This window comes from Nocardioides bruguierae, from assembly GCF_023554635.1.
Taxonomy (GTDB): domain Bacteria; phylum Actinomycetota; class Actinomycetes; order Propionibacteriales; family Nocardioidaceae; genus Nocardioides; species Nocardioides bruguierae.
The window spans coordinates 57,208-70,791 of record NZ_JAMJPH010000021.1; the positions used below are offsets into that span (position 1 = coordinate 57,208).

The window sequence follows — 13,584 nt, forward strand, 5'->3', positions numbered from 1 at the left end:
CTCCCGGGTGGGTCCCACGGTTGCGTGCGTGACCCCCACTGTGCCCTGGTACGGACCAGCACGCACACGCCTCACCCCTCCGGTGGCGGGTTGGACAGGCGGGGGTGCGGCATGGGTGAGGGCACGTCCCGGGCAGGACGACGGCCCGGGACCGCCCCGGAGGGTGGGCTGCAGCCCGCGCGCGGATGGGTAGACGCATCGACATGAGTGCTGAGGAGACCCTCGACCTGTCCCTGACGACGCACGCCGACCCCGCGCCGCTGACCGCCGCGTCCGGCGCCGCCGTGCAGCTGCTGGCGACCTGCTGGACCAGCGCCGGCGACACCGCGCCCGACCGCGAGGACCAGACGAGCCCGGTGCCGCTCGCCGAGCGCGTGGACGCGCTGCGTGCCGCCGGCTTCACCGGCATGGACCTCGTCGTCGACGACCTGCGGGCGCTGGAGCGCACCGCGGAGGGGCTGGAGGGCCTGGCGCTGCACCTGTTCGCCTCGGGCGTGCGGCACGCCCAGCTGGAGCTGCTGGGCGGCTGGTGGGAGGGGCCCTCGGCCGACCGGGACCTGCTCCTGACCGCGGCCGAGCGCTGCGCCGAGGCCGGGCTCGAGGTGCAGGTGAAGGCCTCGCCGGACCTCTCCGCCCACCCCGTCGACCCCTCCGCCACCAAGGACGCGTGGGGCGCGCTGGCCGACCAGTGCGCCGACGTCGGGGCGAGCCTGGTGCTCGAGCCCGTGGCGTTCGGTCAGCTCGCCCCCAGCGCCGACCGCGGTCCGTCGGTGGAGCAGGGCGCAGCCTTCGTCCAGGCGGTGGGGCACCCGAACGGCGGCCTGCTCGTGGACGTGCACCAGGCGGTGCGCGGCGGCTCGACGTGGGCCTCGCTGGCCCACGCCATCGACCCGGCCTACCTGCGCGCGGTCGAGCTGAGCGACGGCCCCGTGCAGCCGCCGTCCGACCTGTCGGTGCCCGAGGAGGCCATGCACGCCCGCTCCCTGCCGGGGCAGGGCGAGTGGGACCTGGCGGGCTTCGTGGCCACGATGCGCGAGCGGGGGTTCACCGGCCCCTGGGCGGTGGAGATGTGCTCCCCGTCCTTCCGCGCGCTGCCCGTGCGCGAGGCCCTGCGACGGGCCGCGGGGGCGACGCTGTCGGTCCTGTGAGGCCGTTCCGGTGGGGCGGGCTCAGCCCTGGGGGGCCGGGGTGAGCTCGCGCAGCGCGGGCGCCACCTCGGCGCCGAACTCGGTCAGGAACGTGCGCTGGTCGTGGCCGGGGGCGTGGAAGACCAGGTGGTTGAAGCCGGCGTCGGTGTACTGCCTGACCTGCTCGACGACCTCCTCGGGCGAGGTCGCGACGATCCAGCGCTGGGCGACCTGCTCGATGGGCAGCTCGTCGGCGACGCGCGCCATCTCCACGGGGTCGGTGATCGAGTGCTTCTGCTCGGGGGTCAGCGAGAGCGGGCCCCAGAAGCGGCAGTTCTCCAGCGCGGCCTCGCGGGTGTGGGCGTAGCTGACCTTGATCTCGATGGTGAGGTCCTGCTCCTGACCGGCGTACGGGCCGAGCGCGCGGCCCTCCTCGCGGGCGGGCAGCAGCTTCTCGGTGTAGAGGTCCATCCCCTTGCCGGAGGTGCAGATGAACCCATCGCCCATCCGGCCGGAGTACTTGGCCACGGTCGGGCCACCGGCCGCCACGTAGACGGGCACCTCGATCTCGGGGCGGTCGTAGACGGTCGCGTCGACGGTGGAGTAGTACTCGCCCTCGAAGGTCACCCGCTCCTCGCGCCACAGGGTCCGGATCAGGCGGACGGCCTCGCGCAGGCGTCCGAACCGCTCCTTGAACTCCGGCCACTCGAAGTCGCCGAGCACGGCCTTCTCGTTGAGCGCCTCACCGGTGCCGACGCCCAGGATCACGCGGCCCGGGTACAGGCAGCCCAGCGTGCCGAACGCCTGGGCGATGAGGGCCGGCGGGTAGCGGAAGGTCGGGGTCAGCACGCTGGTGCCCAGCTGGACCCGCTCGGTGCGCTCGCCCACGGCCGAGAGCCAGGAGAGCGAGAACGGCGCGTGCCCGTCGACGTGGCGCCACGGCTGGTAGTGGTCGGAGACCCAGACCGAGTCCAGGCCCACCTCCTCGGCGGTGACACCGAGCTCCACCAGCTCGCGCGGGGCGAACTGCTCTGCGGAGGCCTTGTAGCCGAGCTTGAGGTCCACGTCTGCTCCTTCGGGTGGCCGCGCCCTCGCGACCGGTTCGACGACTGTCGTCAACCTAGCCGCCACGTCACGACGACGGGGTGACGTACTCCACCTGGCCGCGGGTGGACGCCGCGGGCACCCGCACGAACGCGGAGGGGTCGAAGTGGCCGTTGCGGCGGCGGAACTCGGCCGCCCGCTCCGGCCACACGAGCGTGAGGCGGCCGGACCGCTCGTCGAGGTACCACGAGCGGCAGCCCCCCTGCGTCCACACGGTGCGGGCGGCGAGCGTGTCGACGAGGTCGGTGTAGGCGGTCTCCGCCTCGGCCCGCACCTCCAGCGCCCCGGCCCCGTCGCGCAGGGTGCGCAGCGCGCCCAGCACCAGCTCGGCCTGCGCCTCGACCACCTCGAACGCGGAGTGGTGGCCGAGCGTCCCGTTGGGGCCGTTGAGCACGAACAGGTTCGGGAACCCGTGGACGACGGTGGAGGCGTGGCTGGTCATGCCGGCTGACCAGTGCTCGTCGAGGCTCACGCCGTCGCGGCCGCGCACCAGCGGCGCGTACGGCTGCCGGGTGGTGGCGTAGCCCGTGGCCAGCACGAGGACGTCGACCTCGTGCCGTGTCCCATCGGCAGCGACCAGCGTGCGGCCCTCCACGCCGGCCAGCGCCGGCGCCACGGTCACGTCCTCGCGCTGCAGCGTGGGGTACCAGTCGTCGGAGAACAGGGCCCGCTTGCAGCCGATCTCGTAGTCGGGCGTGCACGCGTCCCGCAGGACGCCGGGCGGCACCTGCGCCTCCAGGTGCCCCAGCGCCGTGCGGCGCAGTGCGGCGGCCGCGTCCGACCCGGCGAGGCGGGCCTCGAAGAGCTCGTCGGCACGTGCGGAGAGGCCGGCACGGTCGAGCGCGTCGGGGGCGGCGGTGTCCGGGTCCGGCGCGGGCAGGACCCACGGCGGGGTGCGCTGCAGGAGCACGGTGCTCGCGGCCTCGTCGGCCACGTGCGGCAGCAGCTGCACGGCGCTGGCGCCCGAGCCGACGACGCCCACGCGCAGCCCGGCCAGCGGCCGCGTGTCCCACGCGGAGGAGTGGAAGACCCGTCCGGTGAACCCGGCGAGGCCCGGCACGTCGGGCAGTCGCGGCTGGGTCAGGCGGCCGGCGGCGAGCACGAGCGCCTCGGCCGCCAGCGTGCTGGTGCCGTGCGGCCCGGCGAGCGTGAGCAGCCAGTGGTCGCCCTGCCAGTCCGCGCCGGTCAGCGCGGTGCCGGTGCGCAGGTGCGGGCGCAGGCCCTCCTCGTCCGCGGTGCGGACGAGGTAGTCGTGGATCTCGGCGCCGCCGGCGAACGCGCCCGACCAGGAGCCCGGTCGGAACGAGTAGGAGTACAGGCGCGACGGGATGTCGCAGGCCACCCCCGGGTAGACGTGGTCGCGCCAGACGCCGCCGACCTCGTCGGCGCGCTCCAGCAGCGCCAGGTCGTCCGCTGCCTGGACGAGGCCCTCGCGCACCAGCCTCGTGGCCAGCCCGAGCCCGGCGATGCCCGCGCCGACGACGGCCAGGCGCACCCGGTCGCTCACCCGATCACGGCTCACCCGGTCACTGGTCACCCGGCCACCAGCGGGGCGACCCGGTCGTAGAGCGTGGTGCGCTGCGCGACGGGACGCCCCACCTCGGCGGCGATCCGCTCCAGGTTGCGCGGGGTCAGCTGACGACCCCGCTCGGGCCCGGCGCCGGGGTCGAGGACGCCGTCGAGCAGCACGCCCCCCAGGTCGTCGGCCCCGCCGGTCAGCACGTGCTGGGCCCCCCGCACGCCGAGCTTGGGCCAGGCCGCCTGGAGGTGGGAGATCCGGCCGTCCAGCAGCAGCCGGGCCACCGCGTGCAGGGCCCGGGTCTCGCGAAGCGTGGGGCCGGGGCGGCCGCCGGGCACGGACGTGTCGACGGGCACCGGCGACTGCGCGGGCACGAACGGCATGGCGATGAGCTCGGTGAACCCGCCGGTGCGCTCCTGCACGCCTGCGAGCGTGCGCAGGTGCGCGACCTGCTGGGCGGGCGACTCCACGTGGCCGTAGACGATCGTCGCCGTCGAGCGCAGGCCCGCCGCGTGGGCGGTCTCGATGGAGGCCAGCCAGTCGGCCACCGGCACGTCGGTGCCGCCGGAGAGCACGGCGCGCACGTCGTCGTCCAGGATGCGCGCGGCGGTGCCGGGCACGGTGCCGACGCCGGCCTCGCGCAGCCTGCGCAGCCAGGTGGGCACGTCGACGCCGGCGCGGCGGGCGCCGTCGAGCACCTCCGCGGGTCGGAAGGCGTGCAGGTGGACCGGGGTGCCGTGCGGCCCGGTGACCGAGGTGATCGCCCGGACGATCTCGAGGTAGGCCTCGGCGCCGCCCTCGACGGGGGGCAGGCCCTGGACGCAGACCTCGGTGGCGCCGAGCGCGGCGGCCTCCTCGGTCAGCTCGGTCAGGCGCGCGGGGGCGAGCAGCGGGTCGAGGTTGCGGTTGACCACGTAGGTGACGGTCTCGCCCACGCGGTCGCGGCGGACCTCGTCGGCCAGCGCCGTCAGCCGCTCCAGGTCGGCACCGTCGGCGGCCAGCAGCCGCGTGTAGCCGGCGTCGTCCAGGCTGCTCGGCCCGCGCTCGGCGGCGCGCAGCAGGTCGCCGACCTCGGAGGTCAGCACGGCCGGCGCGGCCGCCCGGGGCGCGGGCGAGGGGCCCTCGGGGGAGCGACCTGCGACGGCGTCGTCCAGCGCGAGGCCGTCGGCGTCCGCCATCGCCAGGACGACGGGCAGCAGCCGGTCGTCGACCCACTGCGCCCCGGGCCCGCCGGCGGCGTCGCGGGCCGCGCGCAGGTAGGAGGGGTGGGTGGTGAGCCGCTCGCGCAGCGCGAAGCCGAGGCCGGCGCAGCGCTCGGCGAGCGCCTCGACCTCGGGCCAGGGCCGCTCGGGGTTCACGTGGTCGGGGGTGAGCGGGCTGATGCCGCCCCAGTCGTCGATGCCGGCGCGCACGAGCAGCGCGAGCTCCTCGGGGTCGGCCAGGTTGGGCGGGGCCTGCACCCGCATGCCCGGGCCGAGCACCAGGCGCGTCACGGCCACGGCAGCCGCGTGCTCGGAGGCGTCCAGGTCGTCGCGGTGCCGCATCGCGGTCGTCGACTTCGCGCGGAAGTTCTGCACGATCACCTCCTGGAGGTGGCCGTGGCGGGCGTGGGAGTCGCGCAGCGCGAGCATCGCCTCGACCCGCTCGGCCGGGGTCTCCCCGATGCCGAGCAGCACGCCGGTGGTGAACGGGACGCCGGCCTGGCCGGCGTCCTCGAGCACCCGGAGTCGGACCGCGGGCTCCTTGTCCGGGGAGAGGTGGTGCGCCTGGCCCGGCTCGGCCCACAGGCGCGTGGACGTCGTCTCGAGCATCATCCCCATCGAGGGCGCCGCGTCCTTGAGCAGCTGCATCTCCGACCAGGTCAGGACCCCGGGGTTGAGGTGCGGCAGCAGCCCGGTCTCGCGCAGCACCAGCCGCGCCATGTCGCCGACGTAGTCCAGCGTGGAGGCGTACCCGTGCTCGTCGAGCCAGGCGCGGGCCTCGGGCCAGCGATCCTCCGGGCGGTCGCCCAGGGTCAGCAGCGCCTCCTTGCAGCCCAGCGCCGCGCCGCCCCGCGCCACCTCGAGCACCTCGTCGGCGCTCATGTAGGGGGCGATGCCCTGGGCGCGCAGCCGGGCGGGCGACTGCACGAACACGCAGTAGTGGCAGCGGTCGCGGCACAGGTGGGTGAGGGGGAGGAAGACCTTGCGCGAGTAGGTGAGGACGCCGGGCCGCCCCGCGGCCTCGAGCCCGGCGTCGCGCACCAGGCCGGCCAGCGCGAGCAGCCGGTCGAGGTCGTCGCCGCGCGCAGCGAGCAGGGCCTCGGCGTCGCGGGGGTCGGTCAGCGCTCCCACGGCCTCCACCCGCCCCAGGGCGTCACCGACCTCGGGCAGGTCGGGAGCCAGGACGACGGGGAGCTGCGGTGCCACCGGCCCAGCATGCCTGCCGGGCGGTCGCGGGGCGACACCGAGGCGGTGCCCGCCCTGCGACCCGGTGGTGCGGACCGCCCCACGTCACGCCCGCGGACCGCTGCCGCCGGGCCCCGTCGACCACTAGCCTCCCCGCATGGACCCGGACATGCCCACGTGGGAGGTCGAGGTGCTCGCCGCCTGGGCCGCGATCTGGCTGGTGGTCGAGACGGCGCTGCGGATCTGGGCGATCGGCACCGTGCCCAAGGACCGCCGCCCCGGCTCGGCCACGGCGTGGCTGATGCTCATCTTCTGGCTGCCCTTCATCGGCCTGCTCCTGTTCGCGCTCATCGGCAGCCCGTGGCTGCGCGGGCGCCGGGAGCGGCAGCAGCAGGCGGCCACGGCGCTGATGGCGGAGAAGACGAGCGAGTTCCCGCTCGTGCCGCAGGGCGCCGACGCCGACCCGTACCTGGAGTCGGTGCTGCGGATGAACCGCTCGCTGACCGGGCTGCCGTGCGTCACCGGCGGGGTCGAGGGCGTGCACCCCGACACGGCCGCGGCGTTCGCGGCCATGGCCCGGGCCGTGGACGCGGCGCGCGACCACGTCCACGTGGAGTTCTACATCCTCGCCTGGGACGAGACGACCGCGCCGGTGATGGAGGCCCTGGAGCGGGCGGCCGGACGCGGCGTCGAGGTGCGGCTGCTCATGGACCACCTGGGCTCGCGGGCCTACCCGGGCTTCAAGCAGCTCCAGCGACGGCTGACCGACGGTGGCGTCCGCTGGTCGCTGATGATGCCGATCGCGCCGCTCAAGGGCCACTGGCGTCGCCCCGACCTGCGCAACCACCGCAAGCTGCTGGTCGTCGACGGCGAGCGCGCGTTCGTCGGCTCGCACAACCTGATCGAGCCGGCCTACGGCAGCGAGAAGAACCGCCGGATGGGCCGGGCGTGGACCGACCTGACCGTCGAGGTCTCCGGTGACGTCGTCACCGAGGTCTCCGCGGTCTTCGCCACCGACTGGTACCTGGAGACCGGCGAGGTCCTCGGGCCCGACCGGTACTTCCCCGACCAGCCCGACCTGGTGCCCGGCGGCACCGCCCACGCGATGCAGCTGGTGCCCTCGGGCCCCGGGTTCCCGACCGAGCCGAACCTGCGGATGTTCACCACCCTGATCAGCCAGGCGACCTCGTCGGTCACCATCACCAGCCCCTACTTCGTGCCGGACGAGGCGCTGCTGGGTGCCATCACCTCCGCCGTGCACCGGGGCGTGCGCGTGGAGCTGTTCGTGGGGGAGAAGGCCGACCAGTTCCTCGTCGGCCACGCCCAGCGCTCCTACTACGGGCAGCTGCTCGAGGCCGGGGTGCTCATCCACCTGTACCCGCCGCCCACGGTGCTGCACAGCAAGTACCTCACCGTCGACGACCGGATCGGCGTGCTCGGGTCCTCGAACATGGACTTCCGCTCCTACGCCCTCAACTCCGAGATCATGCTGCTCGGCTTCGGCGGCGACCTCGTGGCGGCGCTGCACGAGGTGGACGAGTCCTACCGCTCGGTCTCGCGGGTGCTGACCAGCGAGGAGTGGGCGGCGCAGCCGGCGCTGCACCGGTGGCTCGACAACGCCTGCCGGCTCACCGCGGCGCTGATGTAGCGCCGTGGCAGGTGCCGAGCCAGGGCTCGGGTCCGGGATCAGTGCTCGGGCGAGGTCTCCACGGCCAGCCGCGCGAGCAGCTGGTCGAGCTCGGCGAGGTAGGCCTCCGGCGTCCAGGAGCCGGTGAGGAGGCCGCGGCGCACGGCGAAGAGGCGCAGGCGCACGGGGCCGGTGACGTCGGCGTGCCGACGCTCGTGCCGGGCCAGCTCGCGCAGCAGGTGCGAGGTGGCGTCCGCGCAGGCGGCGCGGCTCTGCTCGGTGTGGTCGGGGTGGTCGGCCGTGGGGCGGGCCTCGGCGTCCGGGTGGACGGCGGGGGCCGGCTCGGCGGCGACGGCGCTGGCCGGGGAGCGGTCCAGGTCGTTCATGCGTCCTCCTCGGGTCGCGCGTGGGGCGTGGCCCCGGGGTCGGACGGACGCGCGGGTGCGCGGCCGACAGGATGAGTCTCCCCTCCCATCGGCCGCGCGTACCTCGACTTCAGCGAGTTTTTGCTCGGCCACGGGCAACCGTTCAGTCCTCGGTCGCCCGGCGGGTGCGGCTCGGCTCAGGCGAGAGCCTCGGCCAGGCTGCCGGCGGTGTAGCCGGTCGCCTCGGCGACGGGGGTGTTCACCACGGTACCCGCCAGCGTGTTGAGCCCCTTCGCCAGGCTGGTGTCGGCACGCATCGCGTCCTTCCAGCCCTTGTTCGCCAGCGCCACGGCGTAGGGCAGCGTGGCGTTGGTCAGGGCGTAGGTGGAGGTGACCGGGACGGCGCCCGGCATGTTCGCCACGCAGTAGAAGGTCGAGTCGTGCACCTCGAAGGTCGGGTCGTCGTGCGTGGTCGCGCGGGTGTCCTCGAAGCAGCCGCCCTGGTCGACGGCGATGTCCACGAGCACCGAGCCCGGCTTCATCTGGGCGACCAGGTCGTTGGTGACCAGCTTGGGTGCCGCGGCACCCGGGATCAGCACCGCGCCGATGACCAGGTCGGCCTGGGTGACGTGCTGCTCGATGGCCAGCTTGGAGGAGGCCAGGCCGTGCACGCGGTTGTCGTAGCGCCAGAAGGACATGCGCAGCTTGTCCAGGTCGGTGTCGAGCAGCGTGACGTCGGCACCCATGCCGAGGGCGATGTTGGCGGCGTTCTGGCCGGAGACACCGGCGCCGATGACGACGACCTTGGCGTTGGCGACACCGCCGACGCCGCCGAGCAGGACGCCGCGTCCGCCCTGGGCCTTCATCAGGGAGTGGGCGCCGACCTGGGGCGCCAGGCAGCCGGCGACCTCGGACATCGGGTAGAGCAGCGGCAGGGCGCCGGAGCCGAGCTGCACGGTCTCGTAGGCGATGCCGGTGGTGCCGCGGGCGACGAGCTCGTCGGTCAGCTTCTGGTCGGCCGCGAGGTGGAGGTAGGTGAAGAGGGTCAGGTCGTCGCGCAGGCGGTGGTACTCCTCGGCGACCGGCTCCTTGACCTTCATGACCATCTCGGCGTCGCCCCAGGTGCTGTCGGCGTCCGGGACGATGGTCGCGCCCACCGCGGCGTACTCGGCGTCGGTGATCTGCGAGCCGAGGCCGGCGCCGGCCTGGACGAGGACCTCGTGGCCGTGGGCCGTCAGCTCGGCGACGCCGAGCGGGGTGATGCCGACGCGGTACTCACGGTTCTTGACCTCGGTGGGGACGCCGATCTTCACTGCGGGCTCCATTCTGCTGCGACGCGCGGCCGCGACGGTGGTGGCGGGGATCTGCGGCCATCGTCGTCCTCCCGTGCGGTGCGGCGCCAGGGGTGTGCGCGAAGGTTCGGTGGAGGGTTCGGTTTCTCGACTATCCTGCGGTCGCTGCCGCGTCTGCGGCGCGGACGGCTGAACATTCTTCGAGGGGGCCGCATGATCGACGGGCTGGACGACGTGGACGCAGCGATCCTGGAGGTGCTGGCCGTCGACGGCCGGATCGCCAACAACGCGCTGGCCGAGCGGGTCGGGGTGGCGCCGTCGACCTGCCTCGCGCGCGTGCGCGCCCTGCGGGAGCGGGGAGTGGTCCGTGGCTTCGCCGCCGACATCGACCCCGCTGCCCTGGGGCACCCGATCCAGGCGATCATCGCCGTCGTCATGGCCTCCCACGCCCGAGACCGGCTGATGGCCTTCATGGACGAGGCGCGCCAGATGCCCGAGGTGCTCAACGTGTACCTGCTCGGCGGCGAGGAGGACTTCTTCCTGCACGTCGCGGCGCCCACCGTGGAGAACCTGCACGAGGTGGTCATCGGGCGGCTCTCCGGCCACCCGGACGTCGCCTCCACACGCACGAGCCTGGTCTTCAAGTACGCCCGCTCCGGTCGCGTGCCGCTCTCGGCGACTCGCTGACCGCGGCGCCTGGGCCGCCCCGGCCCCGGCCAGGAACACGGCGCCCGAGCCCGGTGTTGGGTCGGCATGGAGAACCGGGGGTACCACGACCGCTACACCTGGGCGCAGTCGCTGTTCGGGATGAACGACTACCGCGGCGCCATCAAGGAGCTCGAGTCGCTGCTGGCCGAGCTCGCGGTGGACGAGGACGCCGGCCGCGCGGGCGTCACCGACGCCCGGCTGCTGCTGGCCCGCGCCTACTTCCACTCGGCCAGCCTGGGGCGCGCCGAGTCCACGGCCCGCGCAGTGCTCGCCGAGGACCCCACCGACGCCTACGCGGCGCTGCTGCTGGCGCGCACGCTCGAGCGGCAGGCCCGGCCCGAGGAGGCCCAGATGCTGCTGCGCCGCGCCGCGGTCCTCGGTGCGCCGGGCACGAGCCTGGCCGACCTGGACCGCTGACGCGGCGCGCGCGGGCGGGGGGAGCGCCGGCCTCAGCCGGCCTCCTGCTGCCGCGCGTCGCGGTCGGAGAGCAGCCGGGAGAGCACCGAGTAGACGAGCACCAGCGACAGCGTGCGCTGGGTGAACGTCTGCCGCAGCAGGGGCGCGAGGATCTCGGCCCACTCGGCGTCCTTGGCGGCCACGCTCAGCAGCAGCTGCTGGGCGAGGCCGTCGCCGGACCCGCCGGCGAGCATGAACGTCACGTCCAGGTGCGTGGCCCGCGGGTGCACGCCCACGTGGACGAGGTCGTCGTCGGTGACCGCGACCGCCGCCGCCGCGAGGGTGCTCATCAGGCGCTCCTCGCCGGGGCGCGCGCTGGGCGTGGGCCACAGGGCGAACGCGTTGCGGGCGAACTGCCGCCCCAGGCGCAGGCACTCGTCGGGCTGGGGCTCCCAGGCGCCGTCCGTGCTGACCGGGCCGGTCGGGCCGGCGTGGGAGCCCTGGTACGGGTCGTCCCACGTCCCCTCGTCGGTGTCCTCGAGGGGGACGAGGTGGGGTGCCGCGTGCGCTCCCGTCTCGTGGCCGGTCGGGTAGCCGGAGCCGAAGTCGGCGGCGAAGCCGACCGGTCCGGGCTCGCTCGGCCGGGGGTGCAGCGGGACGGGGGCGCTGCTGCCCGCCTCGTGCGGCCCGTCGTCGGACGGGTTGCTGGGGTGGTCAAGGGGGTGGTCGTTCGACGGCAGTGGCAGGGGGCCTCGCGGCCGGCCCTGCTCGGACGCACCTGTGGGCGTCCGCCGTCGACGTCCGAGGGCCCACCAGGGGCGCGCGGCATCGTCGCGTCGGCTCATGTAGATCACGCCTCCGTGCGTGTTCGCGGAATCCTTCCGGGGTGCCATTCGGCACCACCGGAGCCCGCCTGAGGCACCGGCGCTGTGGCCCGCGCCGCGGGACGGAGGGATCGTCAGGCGGAGGGGCCGTCAGGCGGAGGCGGGCGCGCCGAACGTCAGGACGAGCTCCGCGGTGTCGCTCTCCCCGCTCTCCAGGGCGCCGGCGAGCACGTGGGCGACGGCGGAGCCGACCGCCGCGGCGTCGCCGGCCGGGAGCCGGACACCGGCCCCCGGGATCTCCACCAGCCAGCCGCGGCCGCTGCGGCGCACCTGGAGGGAGAGGGCCTCGGCCTCGCCGGAGACGTCGGGGCTCTCGAGCCCCGGGGAGTCGGAGGTGGGCGTCGGGACGGTGGCGGGGGCGCCTGCCGCCTCCTGCGGGTCCGCGGCCGGTGCCGGGAACCACGTGTCACCGGGGAGGTCCGCGCGACCGGGGCCGGTGCCCCTGCCGCGCACGGGGCGTCCGCCCGCGCTGCTGCCGAGAGAGATCATGGGTGCGCTTCCTGCTCCGAGAGGGCGTCAGGGGTCACCCGACGAGGGGGCAGCATCTCACGAAAAGGGCGCGAGCGGCACCGCCGAGCCGCGGTGGCGTGGCGGCACGGTGGCACGGTGGCGCGTCAGCCCAGGTGCAGCACGAGGGAGACCTCGTCCCCCGGCTCCACGCCCTCGGCCGCGCGCACGGCCTTCTTCAGCGGCACCAGGAAGCCGCCGTCCCGCGGGATGAGGGAGGTGGTGAAGGTGGTGGCGCCCAGCACGCCGCGGGCGGGGACGCAGCCCCAGCCGTAGGTGAGCGCGGCGGCGGCCTCGCGCAGCTCCGGGAGCACGTCCTCGGGCACGGGGACGAAGTGGTGCGGCGCGGGTCCGCGCCACTCGATCACGGTGCCGCGCACGGGGATCTCCACGGGCCCGATCCTACGGTCGACGCACGGCCGGCCCGGGTCATCCGGCCTGGCACGTGCTAGCACATCGAGCGTCAGAGCGGTGCGACGGTGGATCGATCCAATCGCCAAAACGTGACCGAGGCCACGCTCTGGCGCGCGTTTCTGCTGGTGGAGTCCTGTCCCAGCCCGCCGCGGATCGCTACGGTTCGTGACCCGGGCGGGGCGCCGGACCGCCCGTCGGGCCCGCCTGCAGGGTCGCCGCAGGCCCACGCCCCACGACCCAGCACGACGACCCAGCGCGACGACGCAGCACTTCTCCTCAGCACCACGACCCAGGACCACCCAGGGAGGCTCGATGGTTCTCCAGCACCCGGGTGAGGTCGGCCGCGGCGGCGGCTCCGCCGGCAGCGTCACCGAGGTGGTCGCGCGGGCCGTCGCGGAGGAGAGCGTCCCGGTGCTGTTCCTCTCCGACTCCACCGGCATCAGCGCCGAGACCATGGGCAACGCCCTGCTGATCCAGTTCCCCGACGTCCACTTCGAGCGCGCCAGCGTGCCGTTCATCGACTCCCCCGAGCAGGCGCTCTCCATCGTCGCCGAGCTGGACGCGGCGCTGGACTCCGGCGTCACGCCCCTGGTCTTCTGCACCGCCGCCGACACCGGGGTGCGCACCGCCCTGCTGACCGCCCGCGCCCCCGTGATCGACCTCTTCGACATGCACATGCAGCGGGTCGAGCAGATCCTGGGCCGCACCGGCGAGCGCGAGGCGATGCGCCTGCACGGCGTCGGCGACATCAAGCGCTACAACGCGCGGATGGCGGCGGTGGAGTTCACCATCGAGCACGACGACGGCCAGAGCCTGCGGGCGCTCGACAAGGCCGACGTCATCCTGCTGGCGCCCTCGCGCTGCGGCAAGACGCCCACCTCCATGTACCTCGCGCTCCAGCACGGCTTCTTCGTGGCCAACTACCCGCTGGTGGACGAGGACCTCGAGCTCGACAAGCTGCCGCGCCCCGTCGAGGAGTACCGCGAGCGGTGCTTCGGGCTCACCACCACCGTCGAGCGGCTCAGCCGCGTGCGCTCCGAGCGCCGCCGCGGCTCGCGCTACGCCTCCAGCGAGCAGTGCCGCTGGGAGCTGCGCCGCGCCGCCACGATCTACGACCGCCACCGCATCCCCGTCATCGACTCCTCGGAGAAGTCGGTGGAGGAGATGGCCACGCTCATCCTCCAGCAGCACGTCCGCCAGGTGCGGGCGGCTGCTCGTGACGGTCAGTGACGACCGTGCCCCGCCACACCGCAG

13 protein-coding genes are annotated in these 13,584 nt (G+C 74.7%); 5 read left to right on the forward strand and 8 right to left on the reverse strand.

The features are described from left to right. The first annotated feature begins 203 nt into the window (after positions 1–203). Entirely contained in the window at positions 204–1,148 is a 945-nt protein-coding gene (locus M8316_RS12030; protein ID WP_250054878.1) for a sugar phosphate isomerase/epimerase family protein, read from the forward strand. A gap of 21 nt (positions 1,149–1,169) precedes the next feature. Here M8316_RS12030 and fgd read toward each other — a convergent pair whose 3' ends face one another. The 3 genes from fgd to cofG form a co-directional block, all read right to left on the reverse strand. After that, entirely contained in the window at positions 1,170–2,192 is a 1,023-nt protein-coding gene (gene fgd / locus M8316_RS12035) for a glucose-6-phosphate dehydrogenase (coenzyme-F420) (RefSeq protein ID WP_250054879.1), read from the reverse strand. Between the two features lie 67 nt (positions 2,193–2,259). Then, positions 2,260–3,738, reverse strand: coding sequence for a flavin-containing monooxygenase (locus tag M8316_RS12040; protein WP_250054881.1), 1,479 nt, complete (start codon positions 3,736–3,738; stop codon positions 2,260–2,262). Between the two features lie 26 nt (positions 3,739–3,764). Further along, entirely contained in the window at positions 3,765–6,158 is a 2,394-nt protein-coding gene (gene cofG / locus M8316_RS12045) for a 7,8-didemethyl-8-hydroxy-5-deazariboflavin synthase CofG (RefSeq protein ID WP_250054883.1), read from the reverse strand. A gap of 136 nt (positions 6,159–6,294) precedes the next feature. On the opposite strand from cofG, the gene M8316_RS12050 reads away from it, so the two are divergent. Continuing rightward, on the forward strand, positions 6,295–7,785 hold the full coding sequence (locus M8316_RS12050) for a phospholipase D-like domain-containing protein (RefSeq protein ID WP_250054885.1): 1,491 nt from the start codon (positions 6,295–6,297) through the stop codon (positions 7,783–7,785). A 38-nt stretch (positions 7,786–7,823) separates the two neighbouring features. Here the strand turns inward: M8316_RS12050 and M8316_RS12055 are convergent, their stop codons facing one another. Further along, a complete protein-coding gene (locus tag M8316_RS12055; RefSeq protein WP_250054887.1) occupies positions 7,824–8,150 on the reverse strand; it encodes a hypothetical protein in 327 nt (108 codons plus the stop codon). A gap of 176 nt (positions 8,151–8,326) precedes the next feature. Next, a complete protein-coding gene (gene ald / locus M8316_RS12060; protein ID WP_250054889.1) occupies positions 8,327–9,442 on the reverse strand; it encodes an alanine dehydrogenase in 1,116 nt (371 codons plus the stop codon). Between the two features lie 192 nt (positions 9,443–9,634). Here ald and M8316_RS12065 point away from each other — a divergent pair, with 192 nt between their 5' ends. Continuing rightward, complete coding sequence (locus M8316_RS12065) at positions 9,635–10,108, forward strand: Lrp/AsnC family transcriptional regulator (RefSeq protein ID WP_250054891.1); 474 nt, start codon at positions 9,635–9,637, stop codon at positions 10,106–10,108. Between the two features lie 66 nt (positions 10,109–10,174). Further along, positions 10,175–10,546 carry a hypothetical protein gene (locus tag M8316_RS12070; RefSeq protein WP_250054892.1) on the forward strand — a complete coding sequence of 124 codons (372 nt, stop codon included), beginning with the start codon at positions 10,175–10,177 and terminating at the stop codon, positions 10,544–10,546. 32 nt (positions 10,547–10,578) lie between these two features. Here the strand turns inward: M8316_RS12070 and M8316_RS12075 are convergent, their stop codons facing one another. The 3 genes from M8316_RS12075 to M8316_RS12085 all read right to left on the reverse strand — a co-directional run bounded on the left by M8316_RS12075 (position 10,579) and on the right by M8316_RS12085 (position 12,308). Further along, a complete protein-coding gene (locus M8316_RS12075) occupies positions 10,579–11,370 on the reverse strand; it encodes a chromosomal replication initiator protein DnaA (protein ID WP_250054894.1) in 792 nt (263 codons plus the stop codon). Between the two features lie 129 nt (positions 11,371–11,499). Continuing rightward, positions 11,500–11,898 carry a hypothetical protein gene (locus M8316_RS12080; protein WP_250054896.1) on the reverse strand — a complete coding sequence of 133 codons (399 nt, stop codon included), beginning with the start codon at positions 11,896–11,898 and terminating at the stop codon, positions 11,500–11,502. 125 nt (positions 11,899–12,023) lie between these two features. After that, positions 12,024–12,308 carry a DUF1905 domain-containing protein gene (locus M8316_RS12085; RefSeq protein WP_250054898.1) on the reverse strand — a complete coding sequence of 95 codons (285 nt, stop codon included), beginning with the start codon at positions 12,306–12,308 and terminating at the stop codon, positions 12,024–12,026. Between the two features lie 334 nt (positions 12,309–12,642). Here M8316_RS12085 and M8316_RS12090 point away from each other — a divergent pair, with 334 nt between their 5' ends. Next, positions 12,643–13,560 carry a pyruvate, water dikinase regulatory protein gene (locus M8316_RS12090; RefSeq protein WP_250054900.1) on the forward strand — a complete coding sequence of 306 codons (918 nt, stop codon included), beginning with the start codon at positions 12,643–12,645 and terminating at the stop codon, positions 13,558–13,560. Positions 13,561–13,584 lie beyond the last annotated feature (24 nt).